This window comes from Ruegeria sp. AP11 (genome assembly GCF_056535865.1).
In genome coordinates, this window is the sequence record NZ_JBQFJB010000001.1 from 2,564,479 (window position 1) to 2,578,728 (window position 14,250).

The following is a 14,250-nucleotide window of genomic DNA, read 5'->3' on the forward strand; positions in this document are numbered from 1 at the left end:
GCCAGATGAAGATGCGGTTCCCTTATTGTCCGGGGGATGGAGATGGCTGTAAGCTTGGCGCTTCATGCTGGAGAATGAACGATGAGACTGGATCACCTGGCCGTTGCAGGCGAAACGCTTGGGGAAGCTTCGGCGCATATTGAAGACGCGCTGGGCGTGCGGTTGCAGGATGGCGGCAAGCACAAAAAGTTCGGCACGCATAACCGGCTTCTAGGCCTGCGCGAGGGGTTGTATCTGGAGGCCATTGCCATCGACCCTGAGGCCGCCATTCCACAAAGAACCCGCTGGTTTGATCTGGACCGGTTCAAAGGGTCGCCGCGTCTGACCAACTGGATTTGCCGGGTTCCTGATATCGAATCGTCGTTAGCCGTTTTCCCGGATGGCATCGGCCAGCCGATTGATCTGGACCGGGGTGCTTTGCGCTGGCGCATGGCGGTTCCGCCAAACGGGCGTCTTCCATTCGACAATCTGTTTCCGGCGCTGATCCAGTGGCACGGCGATCTGCATCCGGCGCAAATGCTGCAAGACAGTGGTTGCCGATTGCGTCGCCTGATCGTGTGCCATCCGGATGCGCTGGATCTGGCCAAGTCTTTGGGCGCGTTGGAGCGGGTCGTGTTTGACAGCGGTCCGGTGGCATTGCGCGCCGAAATCGAAACACCGCACGGGCTGCGGGTTCTGGAATGAACATCCGACAGGCGATGGCTAAGGATGCACCTGCGATTGCCGCGATCACCAACGCGATCATCCGCGACACGCTGGTCACCTTCACCACTGATGAACGCAGTGTTGAAAGCATCGTTGCGGATATCGAGGCCAAAGGTCCGGCTTTTCTGGTCGCCGAGCGCGAAGGTGTTGTGCTGGGCTTTGCGACCTATGGCAATTTCCGCTCTGGCCCCGGATATACGCAATGTCGGGAACATTCGATTCAGTTGGCACCTCAGACCAGAGGGCAGGGCGTCGGTCGCGCTCTGATGGCTGCGTTGGAGGATTGCGCAAAGGCGGATCAGGTGCATGTGCTGGTCGCAGGCATCTCGTCGGCCAACCCGGCAGCTATCGCCTTTCACGCGGCCATCGGCTTTGAACATGTGGGCCGTATGCCCGAAGTGGGGTTCAAGTGGGGTCAGCGATTGGACCTTGTCCTGATGCAGAAAATACTCGGCCCGCAGTCATCTGTCGCACCTGACAGGGACAAAAAGGCACGCTAGGGTGCGCCCATGTCGATCTGGACCAGAATAGCCGACGCGCTGAATGCGCTTGCCCAGGGCGAAAGCCTGACCGCGGTTTTTGAGAAACTGCGCACGCCGCCCGAACGTTCGGTGGCTTTTGCGATTGCCGTTGTGGCGCTTGGCGCCAAAATGGCCAAGGCCGACGGTCAGGTGACGCGGGATGAGGTCACCGCCTTCCGCGAAGTGTTTCAGATCGCGCCCGAGGATGAAGACGGGGCGGCCAAGGTCTTTGACATGGCACGAACAGATGTCGCGGGATATCAGGACTATGCCCGCCGGATTGCCCGCATGTTCGCCGAAGACAGCACCACCCTGTGCGACCTTATGGAAGGGCTGTTTCACATCGCGATGGCAGACGGGTTCTACCACCCGAACGAAAACGAGTTTCTGGAAGAAGTCAGCCGTATTTTCGGTCAGACCGACGCGCAGTTCATGGCCCTGCGCGCGCGTTTTGTGCCGGATGCGCCGAAAGACCCCTATACCGTGCTGGGCGTGCCCCGCGACGCTCCTCTGACCGAAATTCGCAAGGTTTGGCGGCAACTGGTGCGCGAGACCCATCCCGATGCGATGCTGGCGCGCGGCGTACCGGAAGAGGCGGTGCGGCTGGCCGAGAAAAAGATGATCGATATCAACCGCGCCTGGGATGAAATCAACGGCGCCAAGGTCTGATCCCATGCGATTGGCGACCTACAATATCGAATGGTTCGCCAATCTGTTCGACCGAAATGACACACTAGTCGTCGATGACAGCTGGTCGGGGCGGCATGACGTGACGAAGGCCCAGCAGGTCGAAGCGGTGGCCAAGGTTCTGACAGCGATCGATGCCGATGCCCTGCTGATTGTCGAGGCTCCCAATACGGGTAAAGCCCAGAACACAGTGCGTGCCCTGCAGGGTTTTGCCGAAGCGTTCGAATTGCGCACAAGCCACGCAATCATTGGGTTTGCCAATGACACCCATCAGGAACTGGCCCTTCTGTACGATCCTAAGGTGCTGAAGGCCCGCCACGATCCGAAGGAGGCAGAGGACGCCCCCCGGTTCGATACGGACTTTCGCATCGATCTGGATGTGGATGCCACCGAAGATCAGGTGCAGTTTTCCAAACCGCCGCTGGAATTGGCGATTGAGACCGCCTCGGGGCGGGCGTTCCGCCTGATCGGCGCGCATCTGAAATCCAAGGCGCCCCATGGTGCCGGATCGCGGGACGAGATGATCCGGATATCGATTGCCAATCGTCGCAAACAGCTGGCGCAGGCGGTCTGGCTGGCCCGCCGGGTCACGCATCATGTCGCGGCGCAGGAATCGATTGTTCTGCTGGGCGATCTGAATGACGGGCCAGGGCTGGATGAGTTCGAACACCTGTTTGGCCGATCATCGGTCGAGATCCTGTTGCAGGCCGGGCTCTATGATCCCCATGCGGCCCGGGCGCTGGAGTTCCGCCCCGGCTCGGTCCCGGCCACCGCCCGATTTGCCCGCCCAAAGGAAGGCCGGTATCTCGAAGCACTGCTGGATTACATCATGATCAGCGAAGATTTGCGCGGCTATCAGCCGGACTGGCGCATCTGGCATCCGTTTCGTGATGCCGCCTGCTGGGGTAATCCCGAACTGCGCGATGCACTGCTAACGGCGTCCGACCACTTTCCGGTGACTTTGGATATCGCGCTCTGACCTTTCACCCATGGCCATCCGTGATTATATTCCCGATATGCGACATCTGATGTTGATCTCTGCGGCCTGCACCGCGCTGGCGTTGCCTGCCCAGGCGCAGGAAGATTCGGGCAAATCGCTGATGGAGCGTGGAGCCGAGTTGTTTCTGGAAGGCCTGCGGCAGGAAATGGAGCCCACGATTGAAGACCTGCGCGGGCTTGCCGATCAGTTTGGCCCGGCCTTGCAATCCTTCATACAGGAAATGGGCCCCGCACTGGCCGACCTTGCGGCACAAGTACAGGATTGGAGCGCCTATGAAGCGCCCGAGATGTTGCCGAATGGCGATATCATCATCCGCAAGAAACCCAAGGACCAGCCCGAAGACCTGACGCCGCAGGAAGACTCCTCTGACGGGTTCACCGATATCTGATCATCCCCGCAAGATCACGCGCGGCTCGGATTTCAGTGCGGAAGCCAGCGAGTTTAAACGCGATTCGGCCACTTCGTTGAACAAGGGACCGGCCGCCTTGGGCAGGCGCAGCTCAAGGACTTGTTTCTTGGGGTAAAAACGCAGTTTGCCCATGGTCGCATCGGTCTGCATCCACAGCATCGCCCCGAAGCGCAGCGCTTTGCCCAGAATCTCGGCCTGTTCCTGGCCGCGTTCGTCCAGCAACTCATAGAGATCGGTGAACCGGTTCCCCTCGCGTTTGTTACGATAGCGGTGTTGCAGGGCCAGTCCGATGAGTACCCGTTCCGAATGCTTTATCCCGCTCATATTGGCGCGGGTGACATATTCGAAACAGGCCTCGGCGCGATAATCGGGATGGGCGCGCCAGCTTACGTCATGCAGCAGGCAGGCGGCCTTGATCAGGCGCAGGCGCTGTGGCGGGGCCGATTTGAACAGCGGCTGGACAAAATCATACAGATGCTTGCCAAAGCCGGGCAGGCGGGCATCCTTGGCCTCGGCAAAGCGGCAGGCTTCGATCAGCGGGTCGCGGTCGCGCAGGCGCTGGGGCATCTGCTCGTACAGCAACCCTTCGCGGATACCATAGCTTGAGATAGCGATATCCTTGGGTTTGAACGTGCGGATCAGCCGCGTCAGAACATCCATCGCATAGGGGATCAGCGCCATGCGCGAGCTGGACACACCGGCCATGACGCGCAACTCGGTCGGGTCGTTCTTTTCGATGAACTTGATGGTATCGCGCACCTGCGCCTGCGTCATTCGGTATTCGTGCAGCACGTTCAGCGGATAACCCCGGCGCAGCATGTCCAGCCGGGCAAAGGCGCGCCAGCTGCCACCGACCAGAAACAGGCGGTCGCGTTGCGGGCCCATCCGGTCGCGCATCTCTTCCAGCGTTTCCTTGATATAGGCCTTGCGCGCCCGCCGCCCGCCCTTGATGTCGCGTAGTTTCAGCGGCCCAAGGGGCGAGGTCATCCGCCGCCCGACCTTGCCGCCTCCGATCTCGGCCAGCTCCACCGATGAGCCGCCGATATCGCAGATCAATCCATAGGCACCGGGCCATCCCAGCAACACGCCCTGTGCCGACAGCCGCGCCTCTTCCTCGCCATCGACAACGTTGATAATCAGGCCGGTTTCGGCCTTCACCTGCGCGCAGAACTCCGGCCCGTCGCTGGCCTCGCGCACTGCGGCGGTGGCGACTGCGTGCAGGGCGGGCAGGCCCAGATCGTTGGCAAGGTGCTGAAACCTGTGCAGGGCCGCCAGCGCGCGTTTTCGGCCTTCCGGGTTCAGTCGACCCGTTTCAGACAGACCCGCGCCCAGTTCGCACATCACCTTTTCATTGTAGAAATAGGCCGGTGAGCGCGCCGCGCCGTCAAAGATCACCATCCGGACCGAGTTCGACCCGATATCGACAACCCCGACCCGGGACAGCGCACGCGCTCCCGGATCTTCGAACAGTGGCCTTCCGAACAGCCCGTGATCCGGGAAATCAGTCTCGGCGATCTTGGTCATGGTGTCCCCAGGTCTTTTGCGCGACAGGATGCGAGATCGGCCTTCGCCGGTCAATTGCAGGCACCCGATTGTTCGGCTTCTGTGTTCAATAGACGCACCGCCAGCGCACGGGTGATGTCGCGCTTTTCGGTCAGTGCGATGTCGTCCAACTGCTCGACCATCCGCGCGGCGGTTTCAAAGCTGCGGTCCATGTGCTTGACCAGATAGGCGATGACATCCGGCCCGGGGTTGAGCTGCCGGTCGATGAACAGCTTGGCCAGCACCGCGCCGAGCAGCGCGTCGTCAGGGGCGTCCAGCGCCACATGATGCGCCCCCTCGGCCCGGCTTTGCAGATCGGCCAGCGACAAATGCCACTGTTTCGGCGCCGCGCGCCCGGTCATCAGCAGGGCGTGGCCCTCGGCCAGAACCAGATTGTGCAGGTGAAACAGCGTTTTCTGCTGCTCGGCATCCGCAGCGATCACGGGGACATCCTCGACCGCGACCGGCGCGCGGGCAAGCTCGGGCACCTCGTCATATCGCAAGGCGGCAGCCTGCACGATCCGCCCACCGGTTTCCGCCGCCCAGACATGGGCCAGATGAGTTTTGCCTGACCCCGCAGGGCCGCTCAGCACCAGTTTGTTGCCGGGCCACGACGTGGCCGAGATCATCGCAACTGCCAGCGCATTGGCGGGCGAGACAAAGAAATCCTCGCGGCCCAAGGCAGTCTTGGACGGCAGATCAAAGCTGAGCTGTGTGGCCATTTATTCGTCGTCCTGCTGCAGCCCTTCAAGCCCGGTATAAAGGCGGCTGCTCATATACTGCTGGGTCGCGAACCGCGCCAGCACGCCCAGGGCTGCGGCAACAGGGACAGCGACCAGCATTCCGACAAAGCCGAACAGTGCGCCAAATACAGACAGCGCCAGCAGCAGCCAGACCGGGTGCAGGCCGACCGAACTGCCGACCAGTTTGGGGGTCAGGAAGTTGCCCTCGGTCACCTGCCCGATGGCAAAGATACCGGCCACCAGCCCGACCTGCGCCCAGTCACCCCAGAACTGAAACAGCGCCAGCCCGATGGCCAGCGAGCCGCCGATCAGCGCGCCCAGATAGGGGATGAACGTGACCAGCCCGGCAATGAACCCGACGATAAGGCCAAACTGCAGCCCAACCAGCATCAGCGCGACGGCGTAATAGGTGCCAAGGATCAGACAGACCGTGCCCATGCCGCGCACGAACGAGGCCAGAACCGCGTCGATCTCACCCGCCAGCCGCTTGATGGTGGGGGCGTGGTCACGGGGCAGCAGCTCTCCGATCCGGGCGATCATGCGGTCCCAGTCCATCAGCAGATAGACGGCCACGACCGGCACGATGACCAGCAGGACCACCACGTTGATCGCCGAGCCCAGCGAGGACAGAACCGTTTGCAGCACATCCCCGGTCTTGGATTTCAGCGTTTCCCCGAACGAGACCAGCATCTGATGCGTGTTGGATTCCCGATCCAGCAGGGATGGGAACTGCTTTTCTATGAAGGCGCGCAATTCTTTGAACAGGGCGGGCAAGGTATCGACCAAATCCAGCAACTGGGTGATCAGCGCGGGCACCACCATCAGGATCATCAGCACAAAGCCCAGCACGCCGACCACGGTGATGATCCCGGTGGCAGCCATCCGCGACAGGCCCAGTTTTTCCAGCCGGTCGGCCACCGGATCAAGGAAATAGGCAATCGCGCCGCCGATGACGAAGGGCAGCAGCACATCACCCAGCAGGTACAGAACCACCACAAAAACCGCTGTGGCAATGCCCCAGTATCTGAGTTGATCCTTCACCGGCAAAGCCATGGCGCGTTCCTTGTTGCACAGCGTTGCCGTGTTCTTGGCTCATGATGCCCGGCGATGCAAGCGCTTCATCGGCCGCGCATTTCGCGCTTCAGTCGGTCAGGGTGCCCAATTCCGGTGTGTCCTCCGAGGCCGTTTCGTCAGGCCAGTTGGTGCGCCAGATTTCCGCCGACCAGTGGCCGCAATGCACCGATGGCCGGTCGAAACCGGGCAGGGCGGGTAGCAGCGGCGCAACCACGACGTCGTGGCGCGGAACTGCGAAATAGGGGAAGGAATAGCGTTCCCGTCCGGATCGGTTGACCACCCGATGCGGGGTGGATTTCAACCGTCCGCCCGACCACAGCTCCAGCATGTCGCCGATATTGACCACAAATCCGCCGGGCGGACAGTCCGGCGTGATCCAGCCGCCCGAGCGGGTCTGAACCTCAAGCCCACCGACCGGATCGGGCGCGATGATGGTCAACGCAGAGGTGTCCTTGTGCGGATGAATGCCATAGCCGCCCTCATCCGGTGCCTGCGGCGGGTAATGCAGCAGGGTCATGTTGGTCATCGGATCGCGAAACGCCGCGCGCAGCGTGTTTGGTTCCACCGCAAGCCCCACCTCCAACGCGCCGAGCAGCAGGTCGGTCACGCCATCAAGCTGCCGCCAATAGTCCAGAATGACATCGCGGGCCTCGGGCGTTTCGCGGGGCCAGATATTTGGCCCGTACAGCGCGCAATCGGCCCGGACCGGGGCATCCTCGGCCGTTTCGAAATGCAGCTTGTACCCCTCGTATTTATCCGCCGTGCCCGATCCGTCGTTCGGGGTGAAGAACCCCATCGGGATATATCCGCGATAGTTTTGGCGGGTGATGGCCTGATCCCATTTGCTGGTCTCTTCAACATCAAAGATCGCCCGGACGCAGGCGCGGACCTGATCAATGCGCTCGACCGCGATGCCAGTGCCAGTGATTGACAGAAACCCGATGCTGGTGCAGGCGTCCATGACCTGGGCAACCGTGGCTTGGAACCGCGGATCAGCCGGATCTGCCAGCGGTGAGATATCGATGGTGGGGATATGATCCATCAACTGATCCTAACGCCTTGACGCTCAAGCTCTTGATGCACCGGCGTCAGGTTCATACGGTCGAGCTCCTGATTGCTTTTCAGAGACAGGGCCGCAGCGATACCCGCGCCTTGTCCCATCACCGCGCAGCAGGACATGTTGCGTGTCGCGGCATGGGCCACCCGGTCTGACCCGTGCGAGCGGCCCGCCACCAGCAGGCCCTTGATGCCCTTCGGCAGCATTGAGCGATAGGGGATCTGCATGTACCGTCCCGTTGTCGGCAGGATCAGGATGCCGTAGCCGTCGATGAATTCGGGATAGATGCCGATGGTGTCCTCGAACCGGCCCTGATGGCGGGCGTCATCCTCGGTCATGTTATAGACCGCGTCGATCTTGCGGGTGTCGCGGATGCCGATGGTCATGCCAAAATTCCGCAGCCGAGCACTCTCGCAGCCGGGCATGAAGCGGCGCAGGGCGTCGATGGCCAGCATGGATTGCCGCCGCCCCTCGATCTCGCCCCGTGTCAGGCTGTCAGGGTCTGTGCCATCAATGCCGTCCAGATGGATCAGGTTCATGTAAGTCAGCTCACCCGTGTCGTGCATCGCCCCCCAGGTGCCCGCGATGGTGTTCAGATGCGGCGGGATCAGCCCTTCCTCGATGGCCTGCTGAAACGGTTTCTTGACGAAGGGCGAGAACATGTCGTCCTCTTTGCCGCTGGTTTCGATGTTCCATTCGCCACCGCCGCCCCAGTCCTTGTAGGTTTGCGGGTCGGCCTTGATCCCCTCCATGAAGGCCCGTTTATCGACACCGGCCAGATGGAACATCACCGAGGCCGCCATCATCCTCTCGGGCGCGGTCTTGTGGGTGGGCGCCCCCGCGCGATGGGCTACATCCGCGTCGCCTGTGGCGTCGATCACCACCTTGGCCAGAATCGCCTCGCGCCCGGCCTTGGATTCAGTGATGACGCCGGTGATCCGGTCACCCTCCATGATCGGAGCGACGAACTGACGGTGCAGCATCGGATGCACGCCCGCCTCTTCCACTAGCCGGTCGGCGACCAGCTTGAACCCTTCGCTGTCCAACTCATAGCTCAGCGACTGGCTTTCCGGCACTGCTGCGCCCATCTCTTTGGCGCGGGTCTCGAACTCCAGCCCGATGCCACCGGCCTCGACCGTCTGTTCGTGGCGGTACCAGGCGAACCCCTCGACCCCCACGGCGGTGATATTGCCGCCCATGCAACCGAACCGATCCATGAGCGTTACTTCGGCCCCAGCCCTTGCAGCTGCCAGCGCGGCGGACAAGCCAGCAGGGCCTGAGCCGACCACCAGAATGTCAGTTCGGTGAACCACAGGAATTTGGCGGGCCGGTTCCTGAATGGTTTGCATTTGCGTCCCCCTCGCAATCATGTTTGCGCCACCATTCCGGCTCTGATCTTGGGCGTCAATCGAAAAACCGACCCGGCTGGGGTCGCAAAAACGGCATTGCGCGATTGCCCCCGGCGGGGCTTTGGCATAATCAGCTTTGAAGTCGAATTCTCACCCGTAAAAGGTCCTCCAATGCGCCTCAGCCGTTACTTTCTGCCCGTTCTCAAGGAAAACCCCTCCGAGGCTCAGATCGTCAGCCACCGGCTGATGCTGCGCGCGGGCATGATCAAGCAGGCCGCCGCCGGGATTTATTCCTGGTTGCCGCTGGGCTTCAAAGTATTGCGCAAGCTGGAAAACATCGTGCACGAAGAACAGGCGCGGGCGGGTCACATCGCGATCCAGATGCCGATCCTGCAATCGGCGGACCTGTGGCGCGAATCCGGGCGTTATGACGATTACGGTCAGGAAATGCTGCGGATGCAGGACCGGCACGGGCGCGACATGCTGTACACGCCGACCGCCGAGGAGTTGGTGACCGATATCTTCCGGGGCCACGTCAGCAGCTACAAGGATCTGCCGCTGACGCTCTATCAGATCCAGTGGAAGTTCCGCGACGAAATCCGCCCGCGTTTCGGCGTGATGCGGGGGCGCGAGTTCTACATGAAGGACGGCTACAATTTCGACCTGACCAAAGAGGACGCGCTGCACGCCTATAACCGCCATCTGGTCAGCTATCTGCGCACCTATGAACGCATGGGTCTGCAGGCCATCCCGATGCGCGCCGATTCCGGCCCCATCGGCGGCGATTACACGCATGAATTCCTTGTGTTGGCTGATACTGGCGAATCCGAGGTCTTTTATGATAGCGCCGTCACCGATCTGACCTTCGGCGACCGCAATATCGATTACGACAACCGCGACCAGTGTCAGGCGATCATGGACGAGTTTACCTCGAAATACGCCCGGACAGACGAAACCCATGACGAAGCGCTGTTCAACCAACTGCCGGAAGAGCGCCGCCGCGTGGCGCGCGGAATCGAGGTTGGTCAGATCTTCTATTTCGGCACCAACTATTCCGAGGCCATGGGCGCAACCGTGCAAGGCCCCGACGGCAAGCCGGTTCCTGTCCATATGGGCAGCCACGGTATCGGCGTCAGCCGCCTGATCGGTGCGATCATCGAGGCCAGCCATGACGACAAGGGCATCATCTGGCCCGAGGGCGTGACGCCGTTCCATTGCGGGATCGTCAATCTGAAACAGGGTGATGATGAGGCGGACGCGGCGTGTGACAAACTCTATGGCGCGCTGACCGCGCTGGGGCTTGAGCCGCTCTATGATGACCGCAATGAACGGGCCGGGGGCAAGTTCGCCACCATGGACCTGATCGGTCTGCCATGGCGCATCACCGTGGGTCCGCGTGGATTGAAAAATGGTGTGGTTGAACTGACTTGCCGCCGCACCGGCGAAAGCGAGGAACTCAGCCCTGAGGCCGCGGTGACCAAAGTTGCCGAGATTTATCAGGGCATCGCCTGATCCGGGCGATGCGCCTCTGATATCACAGTGTCAGGGCGCCGGGCGTGCTGACACGATATCGCCATCCGCTTCGCTGCCGCGCGGGATGACGATGGGGCGTCCCATGCGCAGGACCAGATCGCGCAGTTCGAAACCGAGGAAGCGCAATCCGCAAATGCGTTCTCCGGTCGTGCGATCCGAGATGCACAGTCGTCCCTGACGAAATGCCAGGTGATACCCCTTGTCGCTGAGAATGTCAGTCAGGCTGGCCCAGTTGGCCGCGCCGCTGAACAAGGGCCTGATCGCAGCCCGCAACAATGCGGCGCTTTCACAATCCAATTCTCTTGCTGCCTGCCGGGTCATAATCGGACCCGATCCTTCCATGTGTTCCTGAATACCCATTGAGCGAACCTCCGCTCTTCACTCTTTAAAATGTGTCCCCCGTAAATAGGGTACAAAGTTTCTCACAATAATCAATTTGCGAAACAATATTGCGTGCCTAATGTTGCGATTGTGACTCAGTTGGGCCGCTAACGTTTCACATTGACTTCATAGCTGAAACAATAAGCCCTTGTCTGTGAAGGGTGTCACAACCACCGGTATATTTGAAATCTGGAATGTTCCCGCATGGACAGAGCCTCGCGGCGTTATTGCAAATCGATTCGGAAGCCGTACCACGCCCAATGACCGTAGAAATGCCTGCCCGGGTTCGTGTGGCGAGAACCGGCTTGACCATCGGGCCAAATGCCGAAAGGGTCGCGCCGAACTGATCACCGAGGCAGCATGGCCAAGACACCACCGCCCTTCGCTCCATTCGAATGGAAAATCGCCTGGCGTTATCTGCGCGCCCGCCGCGCCGAGGGCGGCGTCAGCGTGATGACCTGGATTTCGCTGATCGGGATCACTCTGGCGGTGTTTGCCCTGATCGCCACGTTGGCGGTGCGGTCCGGGTTTCGCTCGGAATTCGTGGGCACCATTCTGGGGGCCAACGCGCATGTCACGGTGTTCTCTGCAGGTGAGGTCACCGCGCAGGGCCGGTTGGATCGCACCATCGCCGATTTCGACGGCATGGCGGATCGGATCGCGCAAGTGCCGGGGGTCGAGCGTGCCGCTCCGCTGGTCAAAGGGCAGGTGTTGATCACCAACGCCGACCGCAGCGCCGGGGTGCAGGTCTTTGGCATCCGTCCTGACGATCTGGCCGACCTGCCGGGCATTGCCGAAAGCGAACAGGCCTATGGTGACCTGTCCCGGTTCGCCGACGGTATCGCCATCGGCTCGGGCGTGGCGCGGTCCATCGGGGCGACGGTGGGGGATCGGGTCAAACTGACCTCGCCCAACGGGGTGAAAACCGCGTTCGGGACGTCTCCGCGCGTGAATGCCTATGAAGTGGTCTATGTCTTCTCGGCCGGGCGCTATGACATCGACCGCACCCGCGTCTATATGCCATTTGTCGAGGCACAGAGTTTCTTCAATCGCGAAGGCGTGGCCGATGAGATCGAGGTGATGGTCGAACGCCCCGAAGAACTGACCCCGATCCTGATCCCGATCCTTGAAGCCGCCGGAGAGCGCAGCCAGATCTGGACCTGGCAGGATGCCTCGGGCGGGTTCCTGCGCGCGCTGGAGGTCGAAGACAACGTGATGTTCATCATCCTGTCGATCCTCGTACTGATCGCGGCGATGAACATCGTCTCGGGCCTGATCATGCTGGTGAAGAACAAGGGCCGCGACATCGGCATTCTGCGCACAATAGGACTCAGCGAAGGCTCGGTGTTGCGGGTGTTCTTCATCTGCGGGGCCTTTACCGGCATCATCGGCACCGTGATGGGGGTCATTCTGGGCTGCCTGTTCGCCATCTATATCGACCCGATCTTCTCGTTTGTGAACTACGTCATGGGCGGTGGCGTCTGGGACCCCTCCATTCGCGGCATCTATGCCTTGCCCGCCGAACTGCATCTGAGCGATGTTCTGAAGGCCATCGGCCTGTCGCTGGGCCTGTCCTTCCTTGTCACTTATTTCCCGGCCCGCCGCGCGGCGCGGCTGAATCCGGTCGAGGCGCTGCGCTATGAATGATGTGACGCTGAGGCTCAGCGGTCTGACCAAGACCTATCTGCAAGGCACCCCCGGCGAGGTTCAGGTGCTGCGCGGCGCTGATCTGGAACTGCGTGCCGGTGAGGCCGTGGCGCTGGTTGCGCCTTCGGGCGCGGGCAAGTCGACCCTGCTGCATATCGCGGGCCTGCTGGATACGCCAGATACGGGCACGGTCGAGATTGCCGGGCAGGGGGCCTCGGGCAAGGGGGATCGTACACGTACGGCGATCCGGCGGCGCGATGTCGGCTTTGTCTATCAGTTCCACCATCTTTTGCCCGAGTTCACGGCGCTGGAAAACATCGTGCTGCCGCAACTGGCCAACGGCGCGTCCGAAAAAGCGGCGCAGGCGCGGGCGATGCAGTTGCTCGACCACGTCGGCGTCGCCGCGCGCGCAGATCACCGGCCAGCCGCCTTGTCGGGCGGGGAACAACAGCGGGTGGCCTTCTGCCGGGCGCTGGCCAATCAGCCGCGCGTGCTGCTGGCGGATGAACCGACGGGAAATCTTGACCCGGACACCTCGGATCAGGTCTTCGCGGCGCTCATGGCGTTGGTGCGGGACGAAGGCCTCTCGGCGCTGATTGCCACGCACAACCTTGATCTGGCGGCGCGGATGGATCGGATGTTGCGGCTGGAGGGCGGCGTGCTCAGGCCAGCTGAGTGATCGCGACGCCAGCGGCCATCACCGCAATACCCCCCGCCCGTATCCATGACAACGGAGTGACCTGCGCGCCAAACAGGCCGAAATGGTCGATGGCCGCCGCGCTGATCAACTGCCCCAGCAGCACGAAAAACACCGCATTGCCGACCCCGAAATGCGGGGCGACATGGGTGATCGACAGCACGTAAAAGGCGATCAGGACGCCCGCCAGGAACAGGTGCTTGGGGGCCTGCGCGGCCTTGGCAAACGCCTGACCTCCGGGCAGAAGGATCAATGTCAGCGCCGAGGCCGCAAGGGCGATGGCGAAGAGGATGACAGCGGCGGTCGTGGGCGAGTCGATCAGCTTACCCAACGCCGCGTTCAGGGCCGCGAGAATCGGAATGCCGAATCCGGCTGCCAGCATGATGGCTGCGTACTGTGTCATTTCGGGACTCCCTGCCGGCCTCGTTGATCTGGATCATTGCGTCATGGCGGCTGCCGGGCAAGCCTGTAAATGCCTGATTGTAGCGGAGGATGCGATGACAAACCGGTTACTCACGACATGTCTGGTGGCTTTGACCGTGGCAGCCCCTGCTGTGCGGGCGCAGGACGTCGAGGCCGGGGCCGAGCTGTATCAGCACTATTGCGCTTCCTGTCACGGGCTTGAGGCGACCGGGCATGGCCCAATGGCGGGGGTGCTGGTGATCCAGCCGACGAACCTGAAGACCCTGGCTGATGCGGATGGCGTCTTTCCCATCGCCCGCGTGGTGGCGCGGATCGACGGGCGGGATCCACTGGTCAGTCATGGCAGCCCCATGCCTGTCTACGGCCCGTTCTTCGAAGGCAATGACACGGCGATCAAAACCCCGGCCGGGCAGCCGATCCTGACCAGCAAGCCCATCGTCGATCTGGTTGCCTATCTGAAAACCCTGCAAGAGGGCTGAGCC

16 protein-coding genes are annotated in these 14,250 nt (G+C 61.7%); 9 read left to right on the plus strand and 7 right to left on the minus strand.

Annotated elements, in window-relative coordinates:
* Positions 1-81: 81 nt before the first annotated feature.
* Genes ACR3E4_RS12855 through ACR3E4_RS12875 form a run of 5 tightly spaced genes read left to right on the plus strand, consistent with a single transcriptional unit; the run spans position 82 to position 3,301 of the window.
* Positions 82-684: a VOC family protein gene (locus ACR3E4_RS12855; protein ID WP_480530123.1), complete on the plus strand. Its 603-nt coding sequence runs from the start codon at positions 82-84 to the stop codon at positions 682-684.
* Entirely contained in the window at positions 681-1,205 is a 525-nt protein-coding gene (locus ACR3E4_RS12860) for an N-acetyltransferase family protein (RefSeq protein WP_480530121.1), read from the plus strand. The genes ACR3E4_RS12855 and ACR3E4_RS12860 overlap by 4 nt, the downstream gene beginning before the upstream one ends.
* A gap of 9 nt (positions 1,206-1,214) precedes the next feature.
* Entirely contained in the window at positions 1,215-1,895 is a 681-nt protein-coding gene (locus tag ACR3E4_RS12865) for a TerB family tellurite resistance protein (RefSeq protein ID WP_480530119.1), read from the plus strand.
* Between the two features lie 4 nt (positions 1,896-1,899).
* Complete coding sequence (locus tag ACR3E4_RS12870) at positions 1,900-2,892, plus strand: endonuclease/exonuclease/phosphatase family protein (RefSeq protein WP_480530117.1); 993 nt, start codon at positions 1,900-1,902, stop codon at positions 2,890-2,892.
* Positions 2,893-2,902: 10 nt separating this feature from the next.
* Positions 2,903-3,301 (plus strand): hypothetical protein, encoded by a 399-nt coding sequence (locus ACR3E4_RS12875; RefSeq protein ID WP_480530115.1) that lies wholly within the window; start codon positions 2,903-2,905, stop codon positions 3,299-3,301.
* Here the strand turns inward: ACR3E4_RS12875 and ACR3E4_RS12880 are convergent, their stop codons facing one another.
* The 5 genes from ACR3E4_RS12880 to ACR3E4_RS12900 all read right to left on the minus strand — a co-directional run bounded on the left by ACR3E4_RS12880 (position 3,302) and on the right by ACR3E4_RS12900 (position 9,108).
* On the minus strand, positions 3,302-4,846 hold the full coding sequence (locus ACR3E4_RS12880) for a Ppx/GppA family phosphatase (RefSeq protein ID WP_480530113.1): 1,545 nt from the start codon (positions 4,844-4,846) through the stop codon (positions 3,302-3,304).
* A 50-nt stretch (positions 4,847-4,896) separates the two neighbouring features.
* Positions 4,897-5,586 carry a P-loop NTPase family protein gene (locus tag ACR3E4_RS12885; RefSeq protein ID WP_480530111.1) on the minus strand — a complete coding sequence of 230 codons (690 nt, stop codon included), beginning with the start codon at positions 5,584-5,586 and terminating at the stop codon, positions 4,897-4,899.
* Positions 5,587-6,660 carry an AI-2E family transporter gene (locus ACR3E4_RS12890; RefSeq protein WP_480530109.1) on the minus strand — a complete coding sequence of 358 codons (1,074 nt, stop codon included), beginning with the start codon at positions 6,658-6,660 and terminating at the stop codon, positions 5,587-5,589. It abuts the gene before it with no gap.
* An 88-nt stretch (positions 6,661-6,748) separates the two neighbouring features.
* Positions 6,749-7,723: an isopenicillin N synthase family dioxygenase gene (locus ACR3E4_RS12895; protein WP_480530107.1), complete on the minus strand. Its 975-nt coding sequence runs from the start codon at positions 7,721-7,723 to the stop codon at positions 6,749-6,751.
* Positions 7,723-9,108: an FAD-dependent oxidoreductase gene (locus ACR3E4_RS12900; protein ID WP_480530106.1), complete on the minus strand. Its 1,386-nt coding sequence runs from the start codon at positions 9,106-9,108 to the stop codon at positions 7,723-7,725. Before ACR3E4_RS12900 ends, ACR3E4_RS12895 begins: the two co-directional genes overlap by 1 nt.
* Positions 9,109-9,258: 150 nt before the next feature.
* Between ACR3E4_RS12900 and proS the strand changes: the two genes are divergently transcribed.
* On the plus strand, positions 9,259-10,599 hold the full coding sequence (proS, locus tag ACR3E4_RS12905; RefSeq protein ID WP_480530104.1) for a proline--tRNA ligase: 1,341 nt from the start codon (positions 9,259-9,261) through the stop codon (positions 10,597-10,599).
* Positions 10,600-10,629: 30 nt separating this feature from the next.
* Here the strand turns inward: proS and ACR3E4_RS12910 are convergent, their stop codons facing one another.
* Positions 10,630-10,980, minus strand: a complete 351-nt coding sequence (locus tag ACR3E4_RS12910; RefSeq protein WP_480530102.1) for a hypothetical protein — start codon at positions 10,978-10,980, stop codon at positions 10,630-10,632.
* A gap of 381 nt (positions 10,981-11,361) precedes the next feature.
* Between ACR3E4_RS12910 and ACR3E4_RS12915 the strand changes: the two genes are divergently transcribed.
* On the plus strand, positions 11,362-12,648 hold the full coding sequence (locus tag ACR3E4_RS12915) for a lipoprotein-releasing ABC transporter permease subunit (protein ID WP_480530100.1): 1,287 nt from the start codon (positions 11,362-11,364) through the stop codon (positions 12,646-12,648).
* Positions 12,641-13,327 (plus strand): ABC transporter ATP-binding protein, encoded by a 687-nt coding sequence (locus tag ACR3E4_RS12920; protein ID WP_480530098.1) that lies wholly within the window; start codon positions 12,641-12,643, stop codon positions 13,325-13,327. Before ACR3E4_RS12915 ends, ACR3E4_RS12920 begins: the two co-directional genes overlap by 8 nt.
* Here ACR3E4_RS12920 and ACR3E4_RS12925 read toward each other — a convergent pair.
* Positions 13,311-13,748 carry a DMT family transporter gene (locus tag ACR3E4_RS12925; RefSeq protein WP_480530096.1) on the minus strand — a complete coding sequence of 146 codons (438 nt, stop codon included), beginning with the start codon at positions 13,746-13,748 and terminating at the stop codon, positions 13,311-13,313. The two genes, ACR3E4_RS12920 and ACR3E4_RS12925, sit on opposite strands and share 17 nt — an antisense overlap.
* Before the next feature lie 94 nt (positions 13,749-13,842).
* On the opposite strand from ACR3E4_RS12925, the gene ACR3E4_RS12930 reads away from it, so the two are divergent.
* The gene (locus ACR3E4_RS12930; RefSeq protein ID WP_480530094.1) at positions 13,843-14,247 is read left to right on the plus strand and encodes a c-type cytochrome; all 405 of its coding nucleotides are present in this window, start codon (positions 13,843-13,845) and stop codon (positions 14,245-14,247) included.
* Positions 14,248-14,250 lie beyond the last annotated feature (3 nt).

Coding starts and splice junctions, on each gene's coding strand:
- ACR3E4_RS12855 (WP_480530123.1), top strand. CDS start 82: ATGAGACTGGATCACCTGGCCGTTGCAGGCGAAACGCTTGGGGAAGCT.
- ACR3E4_RS12860 (WP_480530121.1), top strand. CDS start 681: ATGAACATCCGACAGGCGATGGCTAAGGATGCACCTGCGATTGCCGCG.
- ACR3E4_RS12865 (WP_480530119.1), top strand. CDS start 1,215: ATGTCGATCTGGACCAGAATAGCCGACGCGCTGAATGCGCTTGCCCAG.
- ACR3E4_RS12870 (WP_480530117.1), top strand. CDS start 1,900: ATGCGATTGGCGACCTACAATATCGAATGGTTCGCCAATCTGTTCGAC.
- ACR3E4_RS12875 (WP_480530115.1), top strand. CDS start 2,903: ATGGCCATCCGTGATTATATTCCCGATATGCGACATCTGATGTTGATC.
- ACR3E4_RS12880 (WP_480530113.1), bottom strand. CDS start 4,846: ATGACCAAGATCGCCGAGACTGATTTCCCGGATCACGGGCTGTTCGGA.
- ACR3E4_RS12885 (WP_480530111.1), bottom strand. CDS start 5,586: ATGGCCACACAGCTCAGCTTTGATCTGCCGTCCAAGACTGCCTTGGGC.
- ACR3E4_RS12890 (WP_480530109.1), bottom strand. CDS start 6,660: ATGGCTTTGCCGGTGAAGGATCAACTCAGATACTGGGGCATTGCCACA.
- ACR3E4_RS12895 (WP_480530107.1), bottom strand. CDS start 7,723: ATGGATCATATCCCCACCATCGATATCTCACCGCTGGCAGATCCGGCT.
- ACR3E4_RS12900 (WP_480530106.1), bottom strand. CDS start 9,108: ATGATTGCGAGGGGGACGCAAATGCAAACCATTCAGGAACCGGCCCGC.
- proS (WP_480530104.1), top strand. CDS start 9,259: ATGCGCCTCAGCCGTTACTTTCTGCCCGTTCTCAAGGAAAACCCCTCC.
- ACR3E4_RS12910 (WP_480530102.1), bottom strand. CDS start 10,980: ATGGGTATTCAGGAACACATGGAAGGATCGGGTCCGATTATGACCCGG.
- ACR3E4_RS12915 (WP_480530100.1), top strand. CDS start 11,362: ATGGCCAAGACACCACCGCCCTTCGCTCCATTCGAATGGAAAATCGCC.
- ACR3E4_RS12920 (WP_480530098.1), top strand. CDS start 12,641: ATGAATGATGTGACGCTGAGGCTCAGCGGTCTGACCAAGACCTATCTG.
- ACR3E4_RS12925 (WP_480530096.1), bottom strand. CDS start 13,748: ATGACACAGTACGCAGCCATCATGCTGGCAGCCGGATTCGGCATTCCG.
- ACR3E4_RS12930 (WP_480530094.1), top strand. CDS start 13,843: ATGACAAACCGGTTACTCACGACATGTCTGGTGGCTTTGACCGTGGCA.